This is a genomic window from Streptococcus oralis, assembly GCF_001578935.1.
GTDB lineage: Bacteria > Bacillota > Bacilli > Lactobacillales > Streptococcaceae > Streptococcus > Streptococcus oralis_R.
Genome location: NZ_KQ969521.1, coordinates 933,881 through 951,935, shown reverse-complemented (window position 1 = coordinate 951,935; position 18,055 = coordinate 933,881). Strand labels below are relative to the sequence as shown.

At 42.3% G+C, this 18,055-nt stretch carries 19 protein-coding genes, 1 pseudogene and 1 riboswitch; of the genes and pseudogenes, 16 read left to right on the top strand and 4 right to left on the bottom strand.

Annotated features, from left to right (window positions below):
* From SORDD15_RS04750 to thiE, 5 genes are read left to right on the top strand one after another with little or no spacing between them, the layout of a single operon-like run.
* Positions 1 to 651, top strand: a complete 651-nt coding sequence (locus SORDD15_RS04750; protein WP_061414922.1) for an energy-coupling factor transporter transmembrane component T — start codon at positions 1 to 3, stop codon at positions 649 to 651.
* A gap of 10 nt (positions 652 to 661) precedes the next feature.
* Complete coding sequence (gene tenA, locus SORDD15_RS04745; protein ID WP_061414918.1) at positions 662 to 1,354, top strand: thiaminase II; 693 nt, start codon at positions 662 to 664, stop codon at positions 1,352 to 1,354.
* A gap of 3 nt (positions 1,355 to 1,357) precedes the next feature.
* A complete protein-coding gene (gene thiW / locus SORDD15_RS04740) occupies positions 1,358 to 1,882 on the top strand; it encodes an energy coupling factor transporter S component ThiW (protein ID WP_061414915.1) in 525 nt (174 codons plus the stop codon).
* A complete protein-coding gene (locus tag SORDD15_RS04735) occupies positions 1,882 to 2,685 on the top strand; it encodes a hydroxyethylthiazole kinase (protein ID WP_061415683.1) in 804 nt (267 codons plus the stop codon). The genes thiW and SORDD15_RS04735 overlap by 1 nt, the downstream gene beginning before the upstream one ends.
* The gene (thiE, locus tag SORDD15_RS04730; RefSeq protein ID WP_061414911.1) at positions 2,678 to 3,310 is read left to right on the top strand and encodes a thiamine phosphate synthase; all 633 of its coding nucleotides are present in this window, start codon (positions 2,678 to 2,680) and stop codon (positions 3,308 to 3,310) included. The genes SORDD15_RS04735 and thiE overlap by 8 nt, the downstream gene beginning before the upstream one ends.
* A gap of 46 nt (positions 3,311 to 3,356) precedes the next feature.
* Here thiE and thiD read toward each other — a convergent pair whose 3' ends face one another.
* Positions 3,357 to 4,148 carry a bifunctional hydroxymethylpyrimidine kinase/phosphomethylpyrimidine kinase gene (gene thiD / locus SORDD15_RS04725; RefSeq protein ID WP_061414908.1) on the bottom strand — a complete coding sequence of 264 codons (792 nt, stop codon included), beginning with the start codon at positions 4,146 to 4,148 and terminating at the stop codon, positions 3,357 to 3,359.
* A gap of 84 nt (positions 4,149 to 4,232) precedes the next feature.
* Positions 4,233 to 4,331, bottom strand: a riboswitch (TPP riboswitch).
* A gap of 179 nt (positions 4,332 to 4,510) precedes the next feature.
* Here thiD and SORDD15_RS04720 point away from each other — a divergent pair.
* From SORDD15_RS04720 to SORDD15_RS04670, 11 genes are all read left to right on the top strand, one after another.
* Complete coding sequence (locus SORDD15_RS04720) at positions 4,511 to 4,906, top strand: CopY/TcrY family copper transport repressor (protein WP_061414904.1); 396 nt, start codon at positions 4,511 to 4,513, stop codon at positions 4,904 to 4,906.
* A 10-nt stretch (positions 4,907 to 4,916) separates the two neighbouring features.
* Entirely contained in the window at positions 4,917 to 5,288 is a 372-nt protein-coding gene (locus tag SORDD15_RS04715; protein WP_061414901.1) for a cupredoxin domain-containing protein, read from the top strand.
* Positions 5,289 to 5,297: 9 nt separating this feature from the next.
* Complete coding sequence (locus tag SORDD15_RS04710; RefSeq protein WP_061414898.1) at positions 5,298 to 7,520, top strand: heavy metal translocating P-type ATPase; 2,223 nt, start codon at positions 5,298 to 5,300, stop codon at positions 7,518 to 7,520.
* Positions 7,521 to 7,874: 354 nt separating this feature from the next.
* Positions 7,875 to 9,650: a pyruvate oxidase gene (gene spxB, locus SORDD15_RS04705; protein WP_000191798.1), complete on the top strand. Its 1,776-nt coding sequence runs from the start codon at positions 7,875 to 7,877 to the stop codon at positions 9,648 to 9,650.
* A gap of 110 nt (positions 9,651 to 9,760) precedes the next feature.
* Positions 9,761 to 10,108: a VOC family protein gene (locus tag SORDD15_RS04700; protein WP_061414895.1), complete on the top strand. Its 348-nt coding sequence runs from the start codon at positions 9,761 to 9,763 to the stop codon at positions 10,106 to 10,108.
* A 218-nt stretch (positions 10,109 to 10,326) separates the two neighbouring features.
* Entirely contained in the window at positions 10,327 to 10,587 is a 261-nt protein-coding gene (locus SORDD15_RS04695; protein WP_001291473.1) for a SemiSWEET family transporter, read from the top strand.
* 128 nt (positions 10,588 to 10,715) lie between these two features.
* Positions 10,716 to 12,155, top strand: a complete 1,440-nt coding sequence (locus SORDD15_RS04690; RefSeq protein WP_061414893.1) for a 6-phospho-beta-glucosidase — start codon at positions 10,716 to 10,718, stop codon at positions 12,153 to 12,155.
* Between the two features lie 120 nt (positions 12,156 to 12,275).
* Positions 12,276 to 13,220: a mannose-6-phosphate isomerase, class I gene (manA, locus tag SORDD15_RS04685; RefSeq protein ID WP_061414890.1), complete on the top strand. Its 945-nt coding sequence runs from the start codon at positions 12,276 to 12,278 to the stop codon at positions 13,218 to 13,220.
* 277 nt (positions 13,221 to 13,497) lie between these two features.
* On the top strand, positions 13,498 to 14,238 hold the full coding sequence (locus SORDD15_RS04680; protein ID WP_061414887.1) for a MerR family transcriptional regulator: 741 nt from the start codon (positions 13,498 to 13,500) through the stop codon (positions 14,236 to 14,238).
* A gap of 105 nt (positions 14,239 to 14,343) precedes the next feature.
* Entirely contained in the window at positions 14,344 to 14,982 is a 639-nt protein-coding gene (locus tag SORDD15_RS04675) for a nitroreductase (protein ID WP_061414884.1), read from the top strand.
* 92 nt (positions 14,983 to 15,074) lie between these two features.
* Positions 15,075 to 15,623 carry a TetR/AcrR family transcriptional regulator gene (locus SORDD15_RS04670; protein ID WP_061414882.1) on the top strand — a complete coding sequence of 183 codons (549 nt, stop codon included), beginning with the start codon at positions 15,075 to 15,077 and terminating at the stop codon, positions 15,621 to 15,623.
* Positions 15,624 to 15,633: 10 nt separating this feature from the next.
* Here the strand turns inward: SORDD15_RS04670 and SORDD15_RS04665 are convergent, their stop codons facing one another.
* From SORDD15_RS04665 to SORDD15_RS10530, 3 genes and pseudogenes are all read right to left on the bottom strand, one after another.
* Positions 15,634 to 16,680: a flavin monoamine oxidase family protein gene (locus SORDD15_RS04665; RefSeq protein ID WP_061414880.1), complete on the bottom strand. Its 1,047-nt coding sequence runs from the start codon at positions 16,678 to 16,680 to the stop codon at positions 15,634 to 15,636.
* 670 nt (positions 16,681 to 17,350) lie between these two features.
* Positions 17,351 to 17,872, bottom strand: a complete 522-nt coding sequence (locus SORDD15_RS04660; protein WP_061414876.1) for a DUF1697 domain-containing protein — start codon at positions 17,870 to 17,872, stop codon at positions 17,351 to 17,353.
* Between the two features lie 13 nt (positions 17,873 to 17,885).
* Positions 17,886 to 18,055: pseudogene (locus SORDD15_RS10530) on the bottom strand (NAD(P)/FAD-dependent oxidoreductase); the annotation flags it as partial.

Genomic DNA, 18,055 nt, shown 5'->3' with positions numbered 1-18,055 from the left:
ATGATCAAAGTAGCAACCCAGACACCGATTATTAGTCTTTTCTTGCTGATTTTATCCTTGGAAACATCTTTCCTTCCTTCGATTGCTCTTAATCTTTCAGTAGTCGCATTTTGTATTCTTTTCATGCTCTATTACCGTCGATTTAAAATGTTGGCTTGGATGCTATTGCTCGCCATTTTACCATCTTTTGCCAACTACTGGGCAGTTCAGTTACATGGGGATGCTTCGCAGGCAGTGATACTTGGAACGAGGGTATTTGTGACCGTTTGTATCGGCCTTGTCTTTGTTTCCAGTATTTCCCTAAAAGAGCTTCTCTTGTACTTGGCTCAAAAGGGGTTATCACGGTCTTGGGCCTATGCCTTGATTGTGGTATTCAATTCCTTTCCCCTCATTCAGCAAGAAATCAAGTCTCTCAAGGAAGCTTGCCTATTACGCGGTCAAGAACTGCATTTTTGGTCTCCCTTGATTTACAGCAAGGTTCTGATGACAGTCTTTAGGTGGCGCCATCTTTACCTGAGAGCCCTATCGGCGCATGGATATGACGAACATGCACAGTTGGAAAATCGCTATCGGACTTTTTATATTTCTAAAAAAACAAAATTAATCTACCTGCTGTTCTTTTTACTACTTCAAACCAGTCTATTTTTATAAAGGAGTTATTATGGAATTTACAGATATTGCGATGGAATTATCCAAGGAAGCTTGGCAGGCTTCCTTTCATCACCCCTTTGTTCTACAGTTACAAGAGGGAACGTTAGAACCTACTATTTTCCGCTACTACCTGATTCAGGATGCCTACTATTTGAAGGCTTTCTCAGAAGCCTATCACCTTTTGGCTGATAAGACTTCAAACCAAGAGATGAAAAGACTCTTGAAACAAAATGCCCAGAGTCTAGTGGAGGGTGAGTTATTTATCCGCCAACAATTTTTCAAGGAATTAGGAATCAGCGACCAGGAAATGGACGAGCAACCGATTGCTCCAACCTGTTATCATTACATTTCTCATATTTATAGGCAATTTTCAGAACCAAACTTGGGCATTGCTTTTGCTAGTTTGCTTCCATGTCCTTGGTTATACCATGATTTGGGCAAGGAACTTAATCGCAAACCATCCCCGAATCCTCTTTATCAACAGTGGATTGAAACCTATATCACCGATGAGTTAGAACAGCAGATTAAAGAGGAAGAAGCCCTGGTCAATCAGCTCTATCAAGAAAGCAACGAGACGGACAAACAAAAAATGCTAGAGGCCTTCCACAGAAGTGTCCACATGGAAGCCAAGTTTTGGGAGATGGCTTACCAACATCAAACCTGGACGAGTGATTTGCAGTCCTTAGAAAAAGAGAAGAAATAGAAAATGAGAAACCACCAACTTCAAGTTCACAAATTAACTATTTTATCCATGATGATTGCCCTTGACGTAGTCCTTACACCCATCTTTCGAATTGAAGGAATGGCACCGATGTCTAGTGTAGTCAATATCCTAGCTGGTATCATGATGGGACCTGTTTATGCCTTGGTCATGGCTACTGTCACAGCCTTTATCCGTATGTCTACTCAGGGCATTCCGCCTTTGGCCCTAACAGGAGCTACCTTTGGAGCCCTCCTTGCAGGTCTCTTTTATAAGTACGGTAGAAAATTTCACTATTCTGCTCTAGGAGAGATTTTGGGAACAGGGATTATCGGTTCTATTGTTTCCTATCCTGTCATGGTTCTCTTTACGGGATCTGCTGCCAAGCTCAGCTGGTTTATCTACACTCCTCGATTTTTCGGAGCAACCTTGATCGGTACAGCGATTTCCTTTATTGCCTTTCGATTTTTGATCAAGCAGGAATTCTTTAAAAAAGTGCAGGGATATTTCTTTGGAGAAAGGATAGAATGATGCAGGAATTGACAAATCCTTTCCCTCTAGCAACCAGTTCCTTGATTCACTGCATCACCAATGAGATTTCTTGTGAGATGCTGGCAAATGGTATTTTGGCTCTGGGATGCAAACCTGTTATGGCAGATGACCCTCGTGAGGTTCTTGATTTTACCAAACAAAGCCAAGCCCTCTTCATCAATTTGGGGCATTTGTCAGCCGAGAAGGAGAAAGCAATCCGTATGGCAGCTACTTATGCAAACCAAGCTTGTCTCCCAATGGTAGTAGATGCGGTTGGTGTATCAGCGTCACCCGTTCGTAAGACCTTAGTCAGAGATCTTTTAGAATACAAGCCTACAGTCCTTAAGGGGAATATGTCGGAAATCCGAAGTCTTGTTGGCTTAAAACATCACGGAGTTGGGGTCGATGCTAGTGCTAAAGATCAAGTAACTGAGGATTTGCTTCAAGTCTTGAAAGACTGGTGTCAGCTTTATCCTGGTATGTCATTTTTAGTCACTGGCCCCAAGGACCTCATTGTTTCGGAGAATCAGGTTGCAATATTGGGAAATGGCTGTGCAGAATTAGACTGGATAACAGGGACAGGAGACTTAGTTGGAGCCTTGACAGCTGTTTTTCTCAGCCAAGGAAAAACGGCCTTTGAAGCTTCTTGCCTAGCGGTCTCTTATCTCAATATCGCTGCTGAGAGAATTCTTGTCCAAGGAATGGGATTGGAAGATTTCCGCTTTCAAACTCTCAATCAGCTCTCTCTTCTAAAAAGAGACGAAAACTGGCTAGAAACAATCAAAGGAGATATTTATGAATAGAGAAGCACTCAGACTATATCTGGTAACCAATCGCTACCAAGATTCCTTGGAAAGCTTTCTTGAAAAAGTGGAGACAGCCTGCCGTTCAGGTGTTACCATCATCCAACTACGAGAAAAAAATCTCACAACCAATCAATACTATCACTTGGCAAAACAAGTCAAGGAAATAACAGATTCCTATCAGGTTCCCTTGATTATCGATGATCGTTTGGATGTTTGTCTCGCGGTTGATGCTGCAGGTTTGCATATTGGCGACGATGAACTACCAGTTTCGGTTGCCCGCAAAGTCTTGGGTCCTGAAAAAATCCTCGGTGTCACTGCTAAAACAGTTAAAAGAGCCCTCGAAGCAGAAACATCGGGTGCGGATTACTTGGGAACAGGAGCCATTTTCCCGACTACGACCAAAGAAAATGCACCCATCACTCTGATTTCAACCTTGAAAACAATTTGCCAAACGGTCGCCATTCCAGTAGTTGCTATTGGAGGCTTGACGTCAGAGAACATTGACCAGCTTATTGACACTGGTATTGCTGGAGTAGCTGTCGTTAGGGATCTGATGCAGGCAGAAGATATAGAGGCAAAAACACAAGCCTTTTTAACAAAGCTGGATGACATTATTTCCTAATCAAAAACTCTCTAATTTCCTTAAAGTGGGAACTAGAGAGTTTTTCTTAATCTTTAAAACTTGTATGGTTGACTGGACCAGAACCATGACCGAGTTGAGGTGCGTCTTGGATGGCTTTTGTAATAAAAGTCTTGGCCTTATCGACTGCCTGATAGAGAGTCTTCCCCTTGGCTAGTTCAGCCGTAATCACTGCAGCAAAGGTACAGCCAGTACCATGGGTGTGACAGGTTTGAATTCTAGGACTTTCCCAGACAAATTGTTCCTCCTTAGTAAAGAGGAAATCCTTGGCACCGCCTTCGAGATGGCCACCTTTGATTACCACAGACTGAGGACCAAATTCTTTTAAAATCAGGCGACCGGCACGTTGCATGTCTTCTGGATCATGGATTGAAAAACCAACAATCTCTTCTGCCTCAGGAAGATTGGGGGTGATGATGGTAGCAAGGGGAAGCAGATTTGTTTTTAGGTAGCTTCTCGCACTAGTATCTATCAGGGTGTCCCCACTTGTAGCGACCATAACAGGGTCAAGCACATAGGGACAGTCCAGCTTTTTAAGGTAGGGTTGGATGATCTCCATGATCTCAGTAGTTGCCAACATCCCAGTTTTTACAGCCTGAGGCTTGATATCCGAAAAGACACTTTCCAATTGAGCTTCCAACATTTGGTTGGAGACGTGCTCGATTAGCTGAACACCTCTGGTATTTTGAGCAACAAGGCTAGTCACAACGGCCATTCCATAGATATCTCTAGCTTGGAATGACTTTAAATCAGCCATAATGCCAGCACCGCCACTAGGGTCAGTCCCTGCAATGGTTAGAGCAACGGGTAAATAAGTCATCTAAAACCTCCCAACCAACTGAAGTTTGTATTCTTAAGAACAAGCTAGTCTATTTCAGGAAAGCAATAGAAGACCAGTTAGTCCTCATTATCATTTCCACTTCCATCAGCTAGCATTACCTAGATTGAGTCAAAGGGATCTAACAGTCGTTAATCTCAGCTTTACGCACCCCTAGTGGTTGTTTTCTTTTTTCTTCAGTATAGCATATTTTTATAGTTTATATAGTAAAATTTGACTGCAAATCTCCCATCAAATGATTAAACTTCTTTTTTAGAAATATGTAATTTCATAATTGACAAATGTAGATTTTGAGAGTATACTTAGATTTATAATTGACAAATGTAGATTTTGGAGGAATGCTAATGCAGATTTCAGATGCAGAATGGCAGGTTATGAAGATTGTTTGGATGCAGGGCGAGCAGACTAGCACGGATTTGATTAGGGTTTTAGAGGAGAGATTTGATTGGTCCAAGTCTACAGTTCAGACCCTTTTGGCTCGTCTGGTTGAGAAAGAGTGTTTGACTCGGAAAAAAGAGGGCAAGTCCTTTGTTTATTCAGCCCTTTTAACTCTAGACCAAAGCCGAGCCTTGCTTGTCCAAGATATCAAAGACAAGGTTTGTTCCCGTAGGATTAAGAACTTGTTGGCTGATTTGATTGTCGAATGTGATTTCACTCAGGCTGACTTGAAAGACTTGGAAGCTGTGATTTCTGAGAAAAAAGCCAGCGCAGTTGCTGAAGTAAAATGTAATTGTATGTAAAGGAGACGTCATGTTAAATAGCATTGTAACCATTATTTGTATTGCCCTTATCGCGTTTATCTTGTTTTGGTTTTTCAAAAAGCCTGAAAAATCTGGACAAAAGGCCCAGCAAAAAAAGGGCTACCAAGAGATTCGAGTGGAAGTCATGGGGGGCTATACGCCTGAGTTGATTATCCTTAAGAAATCAGTGCCAGCCCGCATTATCTTTGACCGCAAGGATCCGTCACCCTGTCTGGATCAGATTGTTTTTCCAGACTTTGGTGTGCATGCGGACTTGCCTATGGGTGAAGAGTATGTAGTGGAAATCACGCCTGAGCAGGCTGGAGAGTTTGGCTTTGCATGTGGTATGAACATGATGCACGGTAAGATGATTGTAGAGTAGGAGGAGACTATGACAGAAATTGTGAAAGCAAGCCTAGAAAATGGCATTCAAAAAATCCGTATCCGAGCTGAAAAGGGTTATCATCCAGCTCATATCCAGCTTCAAAAAGGGATTCCAGCTGAGATTACCTTTCATCGTGCAACCCCTTCAAACTGTTACAAGGAAATCCTTTTTGAAGAAGAAGGAATTCTAGAACCAATCGGCGTGGATGAAGAGAAGACAATTCGTTTTACACCTCAAGAGTTGGGGCAACATGAATTTTCATGTGGCATGAAGATGCAAAAAGGAAGCTATACCGTAGTTGAGAAGACGCGAAAATCTTTATCACTTTTGCAACGTTTTTGGATTACTAGCATCTTTACCCTGCCTCTTGTTTTCCTCATGCTTGGGATGTTGACAGGAACTATTAGTCATCCAGTTATGCATTGGGGTACCTTTTTGGCTACAACACCTATCATGCTAGTTGCCGGTGGTCCTTATATTCAGAGTGCTTGGGCCAGCTTTAAAAAACACAATGCCAACATGGATACCTTGGTGGCACTGGGAACTCTAGTGGCCTATCTCTATAGTTTAGTTGCTCTCTTTGCTGGGCTCCCTGTTTACTTTGAAAGTGCTGGATTTATCCTCTTCTTTGTTCTTTTGGGAGCCGTTTTTGAGGAGAAAATGCGAAAAAACACTTCCCAAGCTGTGGAGAAATTACTGGATTTGCAAGCTAAAACAGCAGAAGTCTTGCGTGAGGATAGCTATGTACAAGTTCCTTTGGAACAAGTCAAGGTAGGTGACCTGATTCGAGTGCGTCCCGGTGAAAAGATTGCGGTTGATGGTGTTGTTGTCGAAGGCGTCTCCAGTATTGACGAATCCATGGTGACAGGTGAGAGTCTGCCAGTAGACAAAACAGTTGGAGATACTGTGATTGGCTCTACCATCAATAATAGTGGCACTCTTATTTTTAAAGCAGAAAAAGTTGGTTCAGAGACTGTCTTGGCACAGATTGTGGACTTTGTGAAGAAAGCCCAGACCAGCCGTGCACCGATTCAGGATTTGACGGATAAGATTTCAGGAATTTTTGTTCCTGCAGTTGTCATTTTAGCGATTCTGACTTTTTGGGTTTGGTTTGTCTTGCTTGAGGCTAGCTTTGTGACCTCTCTCCTTTATGGGGTGGCTGTTTTGATTATCGCCTGCCCTTGTGCCTTAGGACTTGCAACACCGACGGCTCTCATGGTGGGAACAGGGCGGAGTGCCAAGATGGGGGTTCTCCTCAAGAATGGAACCGTTTTACAGGAAATCCAGAAAGTCCAAACTCTCGTCTTTGATAAGACAGGAACTTTGACAGAAGGAAAACCAGTAGTCACTGATATCATTGGTGACGAGACAGAAGTGCTCGGCTTAGCTGCCTCTTTAGAAGAAGCCTCACAGCATCCATTGGCTCAAGCCATTGTCAATCGAGCGAGTGAAGCAGGACTTGAACTTCAACCTGTAGAAAATTTCCAAGCCCTACACGGAAAAGGTGTTTCAGGGCAAGTCCATGGGAAACAAGTCTTGCTTGGAAATGCTAAAATGCTAGATGGCATGGATATTTCGAGTGCTTATCAGGAAAAACTTGAAGAACTGGAAAAAGAAGCTAAGACAGTTGTATTCTTGGCTGTTGACAATGGAATCAAAGGCTTACTTGCCCTGCAAGATATTCCTAAGGGAAATGCCAAGCTCGCCATCAGTCAGCTGAAAAAACGTGGCCTTAAAACAGTTATGTTGACAGGAGATAATGCAGGTGTGGCGCGTGCCATTGCGGATCAAATCGGCATCGAGGAGGTTATTGCTGGTGTCTTGCCAGAAGAAAAGGCCCATGAAATCCATCAACTACAACAGTTTGGTAAAGTAGCCTTTATCGGAGATGGTATCAATGATGCGCCAGCCCTCAGTGTGGCAGATGTCGGGATTGCCATGGGCGCAGGAACCGATATTGCTATTGAGTCAGCAGGGATTGTTCTTACTCACAATGATTTGACAGGAGTGGTTCGTGCCTTTGATATGAGCAAGAAAACCTTCAATCGAATTCTTCTCAACCTCTTCTGGGCCTTTATCTACAATGTCATCGGAATTCCGATTGCAGCAGGAGTCTTTTCAGGAATTGGTCTCGTTCTCAATCCAGAACTGGCAGGTCTAGCCATGGCCTTTAGTTCTGTATCTGTTTTAACCAGTTCACTCATGCTAAACTTTAGTAAAATAGACTAAAAGCGAGCTTGCTCGCTTTTTATACTCTTCGAAAATCTCTTCAAACCACGTCAGCTTCGATATATGTAACTGACTTCGTCAGTCTTATCTATAACTTCAAAGCAGTGCTTTGAGCAGCCTGCTCCTAGCTTTCTAGTTTGCTCTTTTATTTTCATTGAGTATTATTATAAAACAGAGACTAAAAACGCTTTCGAACTGTACTGTAATAGAGAATAAAAACTTCTGAGCACATTCTTAGGAGACCAAAAACAAATGTGGTAAAGTAGTAGAGTAAAAATTTGCTGAAACGTTTCCAATTAGTATATGAAAACGGATTTATCAAGTTTTAAAAATATTTGAAGGAGAGTTATCATTATGACTCAAGGAAAAATTACTGCTTCTGCAGCAATGCTTAACGTTTTAAAAACTTGGGGTGTCGACACCATCTATGGTATCCCATCAGGAACACTTAGCTCCCTTATGGACGCTTTGGCTGAAGACAAAGATATCCGCTTCTTGCAAGTTCGCCACGAAGAAACAGGTGCTCTTGCAGCGGTGATGCAAGCTAAATTCGGCGGCTCAATCGGGGTTGCAGTTGGTTCAGGTGGACCTGGTGCGACTCACTTGATTAACGGTGTTTACGATGCAGCGATGGATAATACGCCATTCCTTGCTATCCTTGGTTCTCGTCCAGTTAACGAACTCAACATGGATGCCTTCCAAGAATTGAACCAAAACCCAATGTACAATGGGATCGCTGTCTACAACAAACGTGTAGCTTACGCAGAGCAATTGCCAAAAGTTATTGACGAAGCTTGCCGTGCTGCCGTTTCTAAAAAAGGTCCAGCTGTTGTTGAAATCCCAGTAAACTTCGGTTTCCAAGAAATCGACGAAAACTCATACTACGGTTCAGGTTCATACGAACGTTCATTCATCGCTCCTGCTTTGAACGAAGTTGAAATCGACAAAGCTGTTGAAATCTTGAACAATGCTGAACGCCCAGTTATCTACGCTGGATTTGGTGGTGTTAAAGCTGGTGAAGTGATCACTGAATTGTCACGTAAAATCAAAGCACCAATCATCACAACTGGTAAAAACTTTGAAGCCTTTGAATGGAACTATGAAGGTTTGACAGGTTCTGCTTACCGTGTTGGTTGGAAACCAGCCAACGAAGTGGTCTTTGAAGCAGACACCGTTCTTTTCCTTGGATCAAACTTCCCATTTGCTGAAGTTTACGAAGCCTTCAAGAACACTGAAAAATTCATCCAAGTTGACATCGACCCATACAAACTTGGTAAACGTCATGCCCTTGATGCTTCTATCCTTGGTGATGCAGGTCAAGCAGCCAAAGCAATCCTTGACAAAGTAAACCCAGTAGAATCTACTCCATGGTGGCGTGCAAACGTTAAGAACAACCAAAACTGGCGTGATTACATGAACAAACTCGAAGGTAAAACTGAGGGTGAATTGCAATTGTACCAAGTTTACAATGCTATTAATAAACATGCTGACCAAGATGCTATCTACTCAATCGACGTAGGTAACACCACTCAAACATCTACTCGTCACCTTCACATGACTCCTAAGAACATGTGGCGCACATCTCCACTCTTTGCGACAATGGGTATTGCCCTTCCTGGTGGTATCGCTGCTAAGAAAGACAATCCAGATCGCCAAGTATGGAACATCATGGGTGATGGTGCATTCAACATGTGCTACCCAGACGTTATCACAAACGTTCAATATGACCTTCCAGTTATCAACCTTGTCTTCTCAAATGCTGAGTACGGATTCATCAAGAACAAATACGAAGACACAAACAAACACTTGTTTGGTGTAGACTTCACAAATGCTGACTACGCGAAAATCGCTGAAGCTCAAGGAGCTGTTGGATTTACAGTTGACCGTATCGAAGACATCGACGCAGTTGTAGCTGAAGCTGTTAAATTGAATAAAGAAGGTAAAACTGTTGTTATCGATGCCCGCATCACGCAACACCGTCCACTTCCAGTAGAAGTTCTTGAACTCGATCCAAAACTTCACTCAGAAGAAGCCATCAAAGCCTTCAAGGAAAAATACGAAGCAGAGGAACTCGTACCATTCCGCCTCTTCTTGGAAGAAGAAGGATTGCAATCACGCGCAATCAAATAATTCCTCTCATCGAAAATCAAATGTAAACTTTGTAAATTTTATTCTTTGATTTTCTTAGAGCAGAACTTGAAAAGATCGGAGCAATCCGGTCTTTTTCTGGAGGATAGTAAATGAATTTAAATCAATTAGATATCATCGTTTCAGATGTTCCTCAAGTCTGTGCTGACTTGGAGCGTATTTTGGATAAAAAAGCCGATTATGTTGACAACAGTTTTGCTCAGTTTACGATTGGCAGTCACTGTCTCATGTTGTCCCAAAATCATTTGGTTCCTTTGGAAAACTTTCAGTCAGGAATCATTCTTCACATTGAGGTTGAGGATGTAGAGCAGAACTACCAACGGTTGAAAGAGATTGGTGTCGAGATTTTACACGGTCCTTGTGAAACGGATTGGGGAACAGAGTCCTTATTAGTTAAAGGCCCTGCTGGTTTAGTGATTGATTTTTATCGTATGAAATAGGGCGCGTAGTCATTTGACGTTAACCTTAGCTATTTTTAAAACAGAAATTGAGGATGTGAATTGTTAAAAGATCGGAGCAATCCGGTCTTTTTTTGTTTCCTCTTTCTTATCACAAGATTGTGATAGTTTACATCTTCATAACAAAAGCTACAAAGTCTTGATTGTTTTGTGAGAAGATTATAAAATAAGATTCAGTAAAGATAAAAGAGGTTATAAAAATGTCTGAAAAACAAATGAAAATTTTGGGTTGGGTAGCGACCTTCATGTCTGTTATGATGTATGTATCTTACTTCCCACAAATTATGAACAACCTGGCTGGTCAAAAAGGAAATTTCATACAGCCCTTGGTCGCAGCCATCAACTGTAGTCTCTGGGTTTATTACGGTCTTTTCAAGAAAGAAAGAGATATTCCCCTTGCGGCTGCTAATGCGCCAGGTATCGTTTTTGGCCTAGTAACAGCTATCACAGCTTTGATTTAAAAGAAGACTGTTTTCAGTCTTTTTTTCGTCTATGAAAGCAAAATTAGTACTATAATTATTCAAAACGTTCCAAACTTTTTCCTTACTTTCTAGTATAATAGAAGCAGCAAATCAAGCGAGGTAAAATTATGACAGAAAAACTTCAATTTCCAGAGGGCTTTCTCTGGGGTGGTGCTACGGCAGCTAATCAATGTGAGGGTGCTTATAATCAGGACGGTCGAGGTCTTGCTAATGTTGATGTGGTACCGATCGGTCCAGACCGTGAGGCCATTATTACAGGTCAGAAAAAGATATTTTCTTTTGAGAAGGGCTATTTTTACCCAGCAAAGGAAGCCATTGATATGTACCATCATTACAAGGAAGATATTGCGCTTTTTGCAGAAATGGGATTTAAAACCTATCGACTTTCCATTGCTTGGACTCGGATTTTTCCTCAAGGTGACGAAGCAGAGCCAAATGAAGCTGGTCTAGCTTTTTATGAGGATTTATTTAAGGAATGTCACAAGTATGGGATTGAACCTCTGGTGACCATCACGCATTTCGATTGCCCCATGCACTTAATTAGGGAGTACGGTGGTTGGCGAAATCGTCGTATGTTGGACTTTTACGCAAATCTCTGTCGCACCCTCTTTACCCGTTACAAGGGGTTGGTCAAATACTGGCTCACCTTCAACGAAATCAATATGATTCTGCATGCACCTTTTTTAGGCGCTGGGATTTGTTTTGAAGAAGGAGAAAATCAAGAGCAAGTCAAATGCCAAGCGGCTCACCATGAGTTAGTAGCCTCAGCCCTTGCGACTAAAATTGCCCACGAAATTGACCCAGAAAACAAGGTTGGATGTATGTTGGCAGCAGGGCAATACTATCCCAACACTGCCCATCCAAGAGACTACTGGGCAGCTATGGAGCAAGACCGCAAGAGTTACTTTTTCATTGATGTTCAAGCGCGTGGGGAATACCCAAACTATGCCAAGAAGCAGTGGGAGCGTGAGGGGATAGAAATTGAAATGACGACAGAAGATTTAGATTTATTGAAGAATCACACTGTTGACTTTGTTTCCTTCTCTTATTATGCGAGCCGAGTGGCTTCAGGCGATCCAGAAGTGACAAACCTGACTGCTGGAAATGTCTTTGCTTCTATCAAAAATCCCTATCTGGAATCCTCAGAATGGGGTTGGCAGATTGACCCACTGGGGCTTCGTATCACTCTTAATGCCATCTGGGATCGTTATCAAAAGCCTATGTTCATCGTAGAAAATGGCCTCGGTGCTATGGATACGCCGGATGAAAATGGCTATGTAGCGGATGACTATCGGATTGCTTATCTAGAAGCCCACATCAAGGCTATGCGAGATGCTATTTACCAAGATGGCGTTGAATTGCTTGGTTATACGACTTGGGGTTGTATAGATCTGGTTTCAGCTGGAACAGGCGAAATGAACAAGCGCTATGGTTTTATCTATGTGGATCGTGATAATGCAGGTCAAGGAAGTCTCAAACGGAGCAAGAAGAAATCCTTCTACTGGTACAAGGATGTCATTGCCAGCAATGGTGCAAGTATTAAGTAGAGCACATTTGTTCACTATTTTTATAAAATCTTCTCCCTACTTTATAAGATGTGAAAAAGAGTTCAATTAAATCTAGCTTTTTGCTATAATGAGGGAAGAAAAATCAGATAGGAGAAGAAGATGTCAGAACCATTATTTTTACAATCAGTTATGCAAGAAAAAATCTGGGGGGGAACCAAGCTACGTGATGAGTTTGGCTATGATATTCCAAGTGAAAAAATCGGAGAATACTGGGCCATCTCTGCTCACCCCAATGGGGTTTCAAAGGTTGCTAATGGTTGCTTTGAAGGAACAGATCTAGCTACCTTGTATGCAAAGCACCGTGAATTATTTGGTAACCGTCCAGAGCCTGTATTTCCACTGTTGACCAAGATTCTAGATGCCAACGATTGGCTCAGTGTCCAAGTTCACCCAGACGATGCCTATGGACTAGAGCATGAAGGCGAGCTCGGGAAAACAGAGTGCTGGTACATCATCGCAGCAGACGAAGGTTCTGAGATTATCTATGGGCACAACGCCAAATCAAAAGAAGAACTCCGCCAGCAAATCGAAGATAAAAACTGGGAGGCCTTGCTGACAAAAGTACCAGTTAAAGCTGGAGATTTCTTCTATGTACCAAGTGGTACCATGCACGCTATAGGGGCAGGTATCTTGATTCTTGAAACCCAGCAGTCTAGCGATACCACCTATCGTGTTTATGACTTTGATCGCAAGGACGACAAGGGCAACTTGCGTGAACTTCACCTTGAAAAATCCATCGATGTTTTGAATATTGGCGAGCCTGCCAATAGCCGTCCTGTGACTGTCAAAGCTGATGATCTGCGTTCTACACTCCTCGTTTCCAGCGAGTTCTTCGCAGTTTACAAGTGGGAAATTACTGGGAAAGTTGACTTTGAAAAGACAGCTGACTATAGCCTGTTGAGTGTCTTAGCTGGTCAAGGTCAACTAACTGTTGACGGGAAAAACTATCCAATCCAAAAAGGTAGCCACTTTATCCTACCAAGTGATGTTGAAGCTTGGACCCTAGAAGGGCAAGGTTTGGAGCTAATTGTTAGCCATCCATAAGACCAAACTAGCAGGAAGCCCTCCTGCTGGTTTTTCTTGTGCTTCGTTTTTGAGAAAACTATTCAAAAACTCTTGACCATCCCCTAAGGGGAGGGGTTATACTATCAATGTAATACTCTTCGAAAATCAAATTCAAACCACGTCAGCGTCGCCTTACCGTAGATATATGTAACTGACTTCGTCAGTCTTATCTACAACCTCAAAGCGGTGCTTTGAGCAACCTGCGGCTAGCTTCCTAGTTTGCTCTTTGATTTTCATTGAGTATAAGGAGGAAATCATGTACCATATAAAAGAAGCTGCGCAGCTTTCAGGTGTCTCTGTCAAGACCCTGCACCACTACGATAAGATAGGGCTCTTGGTTCCCTTAAAGTCGGAAAACGGCTATCGAACCTACAGTCAGGAGGATTTGGAACGCCTTCAGGTCATTCTGTATTACAAATATCTAGGTTTTTCTTTAGAAAAAATAGCAGAGCTGTTAAAGGAAGAAAGGACAGATTTATTGCCTCATTTGACTAGGCAGTTGGACTATTTGACCCAAGAAAGGCAACATCTGGATACCTTGATTTCCACCTTGCAAAAAACCATTCAAGAACAAAAAGGAGAAAGAAAAATGACGATTGAGGAAAAATTCACTGTATTCAGCTATCAAGACAATCAAAAATACCACCAAGAGGCGGTAGAGAAGTATGGACAGGAAGTCATGGGACAAGCGCTTGAACGCCAAAAAGGCAAGGAAGAGGAGATGGTGGCCGCCTTGAATAGAATCTTTGAGCATTTCGCACAACAGAAACAGGCAGATTTCCCCATCGCTGCGCTCGAAAATCAAGCCTTAGCAGCAGAGCTCCTGCAAGTCATTCGTAGTTATAGCTTTGACTGTTCGGTAGAAGTCTTTGGGCAGATTGCTCAAGGCTATGTTGCGAACTCAGAGTTTAAGGAAAATATTGACAAATTTGGACCTGGAACAGCCCAGTATGCAGCGGAGGTCATTGCCCACTATGTTCATCGTCAAGCAAAATAGTTTTTGCTTGTAAACAGCGGATTTTTCAACCTCCAGTTCTTTTTAGTTGACATTCTACCTACTGATAGGTATAATTATCTTATCAACAGATAAGGAGACTTTCAAATGAACCAATCAACTGTATTTCATGAACGGATCTCAATCCGTGATTTTCAGGCAAAAGAAGTAGCAACAGCTCTTTTAAGACAAATTGTAGCGGAAGCGCAACAGGCACCATCTTGGGCTAATTCCCAACCGTGGAAGGTTTATGTGGCAACAGGTGCTACGATGGAAGCCATCCGAAAAGAGCATCTGGAGAAGTCTCAGGAGGGGGTCAAAGGAACTGCAGACTTACCCGTTAAACCGATTCAGGACTGGGGAGATCTCCCTTGGTCCAATATGGAGAAGTGGCTAGAGGAAGTCAAAACAGATCCAGACATGGAAACTTTTGCCAAAGCTAATGCCCAACTTTGGAATGCGCCTGTCATGGCCTATATTACCGTTCCTAAGACGACGCCAGTCTGGTCGATTTATGATGCAGGAGCTTTTGCGCAGACCCTGATGCTAAGCGCTAGCAGTAATGGCCTTGATAGCATGGTTGCTTACGAAAATATCAAGTATCCAGACGAAGTGCGACGCCATTTACCTGTTGGTGAGGATGAAATCATTGTAGCGGGAATCGCACTCGGTTACCGAAGTGACCACAAGATTAACAACTTCAAGAGCACTCGAATTGGTTTGGACAAGATCTTAACCATTCAGTAAAACTAGAAGACAGATAATTTTCAGCTGAATATTGAATAATCTTCAAAAACTGCTATACTTAAGATATAGCAGTTTTTTTGTAAGGAGAATTCATGAAAAAAGTAGGTGAAACGGAAGGTAAGATTATCCAGTTGGCAACGGATTTGATTCAAAAACGAGGAGTCAATGGATTTTCCTTTGCAGATATTGCGACAAAGATTGGGATTAAAAAGGCTAGTATCCATTATTATTTTCCAAGTAAACAAGATCTGGTCTTGCGAGTGATCGCTCTTTACTCTGAAAATTTTGCCTATGATTTACAGATGATTAAGGATCGTGAAACGAACTTAACTGATCGCTTGTCTCAATTTGCAGGTCTCTACCGAAGAAACCTTGAGACTGACAAATTGTGTTTGTGTACCATGTTATCAACAGAAAGTCAGTCCTTGTCAGAACCCATCAACCAAGCAGTGGCTGCTTTTTTCCAGATGAACCATGATTGGCTCCATGAGGTTTTTAAAGAAACCACACTTTCTAGTCAAGAAGCCCAAGAATTTTTTGCAATGGTGCAAGGTTTGCAGGTCCTTGCTCGAGCCAGTCAAGATCTAGCAAGCTTTGACCAAGTGATCCAGACGAAAATCAATCAACTACAAAAAAAATGAGGGTTCACCCTCATTTTTCTATGGTTAAGACTTGGTTAACAGCCTCGATCGCACCCGATAGAAACCCAGGTGTCGTCGGTGCGAATTCACTGGCGATTCCGACTAGAAAGTCAGTCCATTCTCCCGGTATCCTAGCAGTTGCAGGATGAGGATGACTAAGGCTAAAATCTTGATCCGTTTCTGTTGCTAGATAGGGATCAACTGACCAGTCTTTGATGCTCTCCTTTTCTAAATATTGTAAGGTTTCAAGCCCAAAAAGTCTCACTAACTGAGCACGAGCTAATTTTTTTAACTGTTCTTCTCCTAAAGCTTGTCGTTCTTGAGCTGGAATACCAAAGAAACCAAAGAGACTGGCATTCTCCCCGTTTGAATCGCTAATATCATGAATTTCTGTTAAGGGACCCAAGTGGCTCATGGCGTTTCCAGTCAGCCCCTTGTCAAACCAGAAGGCCCGGGAAAATTGAGCTAAGTATTTGGCATGTGGAGCCATCCAGCTTGCTGTCCCTAGCCAATTAGCCATCAGGTTCTCAGGAAGGCTAGGGTGAAACTCAATGGTTTTGGCAGCTAGCCTGGGAGGAAGGGCCAGAAAAACTTGATTTCCTGTCCATTCATGTTCATCCGTCTTTACAGTCACATGACCTGATTCTAAGCGAACAGAGCGAGCGGCTTCTTGGTAGTGGATCTTTTTGGGATCCAGAACCGCTAAGAGAGCCTTGATTAGCTGCGACATCCCCCCAGAAATGCGACGTCCATCAGAAAATGCACGTTCAAATGAGCGAATGTCATGAATCGACTTTTCGTACAGATAGGTGCCTGTTTTTTGGTCAAAAGTTTCTAGCTGTAAGTCTGCGACAAGGCTGGCTAGTTCCTTATCGAAATCTGGCCAAAACCATGTTGCTCCAAGTTCCAGCTCACGCTGATTTCCAGTTTCTAAGCCACTAGCCCGACCTCCAGCCTGATCTTTTGCTTCGAGAATCAGATAATCCTTCCCGGCCTCTTGTAGTCGATAAGCCATATAGAGACCACTAAGGCCAGCTCCGATGATGATTGATTTCATAAGCAACTCCTCTCGATAATTGTACAACAATTATACCTACCAGTAGGTAGTTTGTCAACAAAAATGAATTTTCCTAGTTGGATCAAGCAAAAAACCTTGAAAAACATGCTGGTTAAAGCATTGATTTTCAAGGTTGTTTTAGGTTATGTGAGTTTTAGTCCGTCTCGCTCCTTTAGGTGCGAGACAAAAGAACCACCCGCTATGCGGGTGCGCTATCTATGGATATACCCAAAAACTCCAAACGCAATACAATAAAGGTGTTCAAGCCAATTGTAAAGCGAAAGGAGAAGAAAAATGATCCAGTGGATGATTTCTTCACGAGTACGAAAAGAGAAGAACAAGTAAAGCATGATATAGCACTAGATTCTTAAGTGTAAAAGAATATGATACTCAATGAAAATCAAAGAGCAAACTAGGAAACTAGCCGCAGGCTGTACTTGAGTACGGCAAGGCGACGTTGACGTGGTTTGAAGAGATTTTCGAAGAGTATGAGGATCCCTTTTGGGATAGTGGTAAGTAATACTAAAGCCTCTTTAAGAGGTAAGTGACGAGTCAAGAGCAATGAGGCTTGAACAAGGTGAAAGCCAGCGTCTTTAGGCGCTGGCTAGTAATTTGGGCTTATAGCCCTGGTTCAAACCACCCGTTTGACGGGTGGTTATGATTTCAAGTACTATTTGGTTAACAGTTTTTCCACGACGTTTAACTTTCGCATGGTAAAATCCACGCCAAAAAGTTTTTCAAGATAGTTGGTATTGAGCTTTTTTCGTTTTGCAGTTCTAGGGAGATAGAGGTAGAGACAGTGATCACCTACACAAATTTCTTCTTCACCGTAGTCAGCTTTCAAATTTTCTAATGGCAGACTTTGGATAAGTCCTTGATAAAGAATCACATGTACACGATCATGAAGATAGTCTTCTCTAAATGGGTTCTCTTGAACAATCTTTTCAAAATCGTCCTTATTCTTGATAACCATTTTTAAGTTAGCTCCAATTTTCTCCTTTATCAGAATATGAACGCGTTCTCGTATTTCTTCTAAATCTAAGTCACTCTCAAGAATGATATTCCCGCTTTGAATATAGGTTCGAACGTGTTGAAACCCAGCTTCTGTTAAAATATCTACCAAATAAGACATTTTCGGGATAGCATTTTTTCCATTAGGAGTAACGCCTCTTAATAAAATAATATGTTCCAAAGGACTTCCTTTCTTATTTGGTATTTATTGGATTTGAGCCTGCCACCCAGCCGGTACAGAGGGCTGAAGTGATGTTAAAGCCACCCGTGTGGGCATTGATGTCTAACACCTCTCCAGCAAAGTGGAGCCCAGGAACGAGCTTGCTTTCGAGGGTCTTTGGATTGATTTCCTTAAGACTGACCC

Coding starts and splice junctions, on each gene's coding strand:
- SORDD15_RS04750 (WP_061414922.1), top strand. CDS start 1: ATGATCAAAGTAGCAACCCAGACACCGATTATTAGTCTTTTCTTGCTG.
- tenA (WP_061414918.1), top strand. CDS start 662: ATGGAATTTACAGATATTGCGATGGAATTATCCAAGGAAGCTTGGCAG.
- thiW (WP_061414915.1), top strand. CDS start 1,358: ATGAGAAACCACCAACTTCAAGTTCACAAATTAACTATTTTATCCATG.
- SORDD15_RS04735 (WP_061415683.1), top strand. CDS start 1,882: ATGCAGGAATTGACAAATCCTTTCCCTCTAGCAACCAGTTCCTTGATT.
- thiE (WP_061414911.1), top strand. CDS start 2,678: ATGAATAGAGAAGCACTCAGACTATATCTGGTAACCAATCGCTACCAA.
- thiD (WP_061414908.1), bottom strand. CDS start 4,148: ATGACTTATTTACCCGTTGCTCTAACCATTGCAGGGACTGACCCTAGT.
- SORDD15_RS04720 (WP_061414904.1), top strand. CDS start 4,511: ATGCAGATTTCAGATGCAGAATGGCAGGTTATGAAGATTGTTTGGATG.
- SORDD15_RS04715 (WP_061414901.1), top strand. CDS start 4,917: ATGTTAAATAGCATTGTAACCATTATTTGTATTGCCCTTATCGCGTTT.
- SORDD15_RS04710 (WP_061414898.1), top strand. CDS start 5,298: ATGACAGAAATTGTGAAAGCAAGCCTAGAAAATGGCATTCAAAAAATC.
- spxB (WP_000191798.1), top strand. CDS start 7,875: ATGACTCAAGGAAAAATTACTGCTTCTGCAGCAATGCTTAACGTTTTA.
- SORDD15_RS04700 (WP_061414895.1), top strand. CDS start 9,761: ATGAATTTAAATCAATTAGATATCATCGTTTCAGATGTTCCTCAAGTC.
- SORDD15_RS04695 (WP_001291473.1), top strand. CDS start 10,327: ATGTCTGAAAAACAAATGAAAATTTTGGGTTGGGTAGCGACCTTCATG.
- SORDD15_RS04690 (WP_061414893.1), top strand. CDS start 10,716: ATGACAGAAAAACTTCAATTTCCAGAGGGCTTTCTCTGGGGTGGTGCT.
- manA (WP_061414890.1), top strand. CDS start 12,276: ATGTCAGAACCATTATTTTTACAATCAGTTATGCAAGAAAAAATCTGG.
- SORDD15_RS04680 (WP_061414887.1), top strand. CDS start 13,498: ATGTACCATATAAAAGAAGCTGCGCAGCTTTCAGGTGTCTCTGTCAAG.
- SORDD15_RS04675 (WP_061414884.1), top strand. CDS start 14,344: ATGAACCAATCAACTGTATTTCATGAACGGATCTCAATCCGTGATTTT.
- SORDD15_RS04670 (WP_061414882.1), top strand. CDS start 15,075: ATGAAAAAAGTAGGTGAAACGGAAGGTAAGATTATCCAGTTGGCAACG.
- SORDD15_RS04665 (WP_061414880.1), bottom strand. CDS start 16,680: ATGAAATCAATCATCATCGGAGCTGGCCTTAGTGGTCTCTATATGGCT.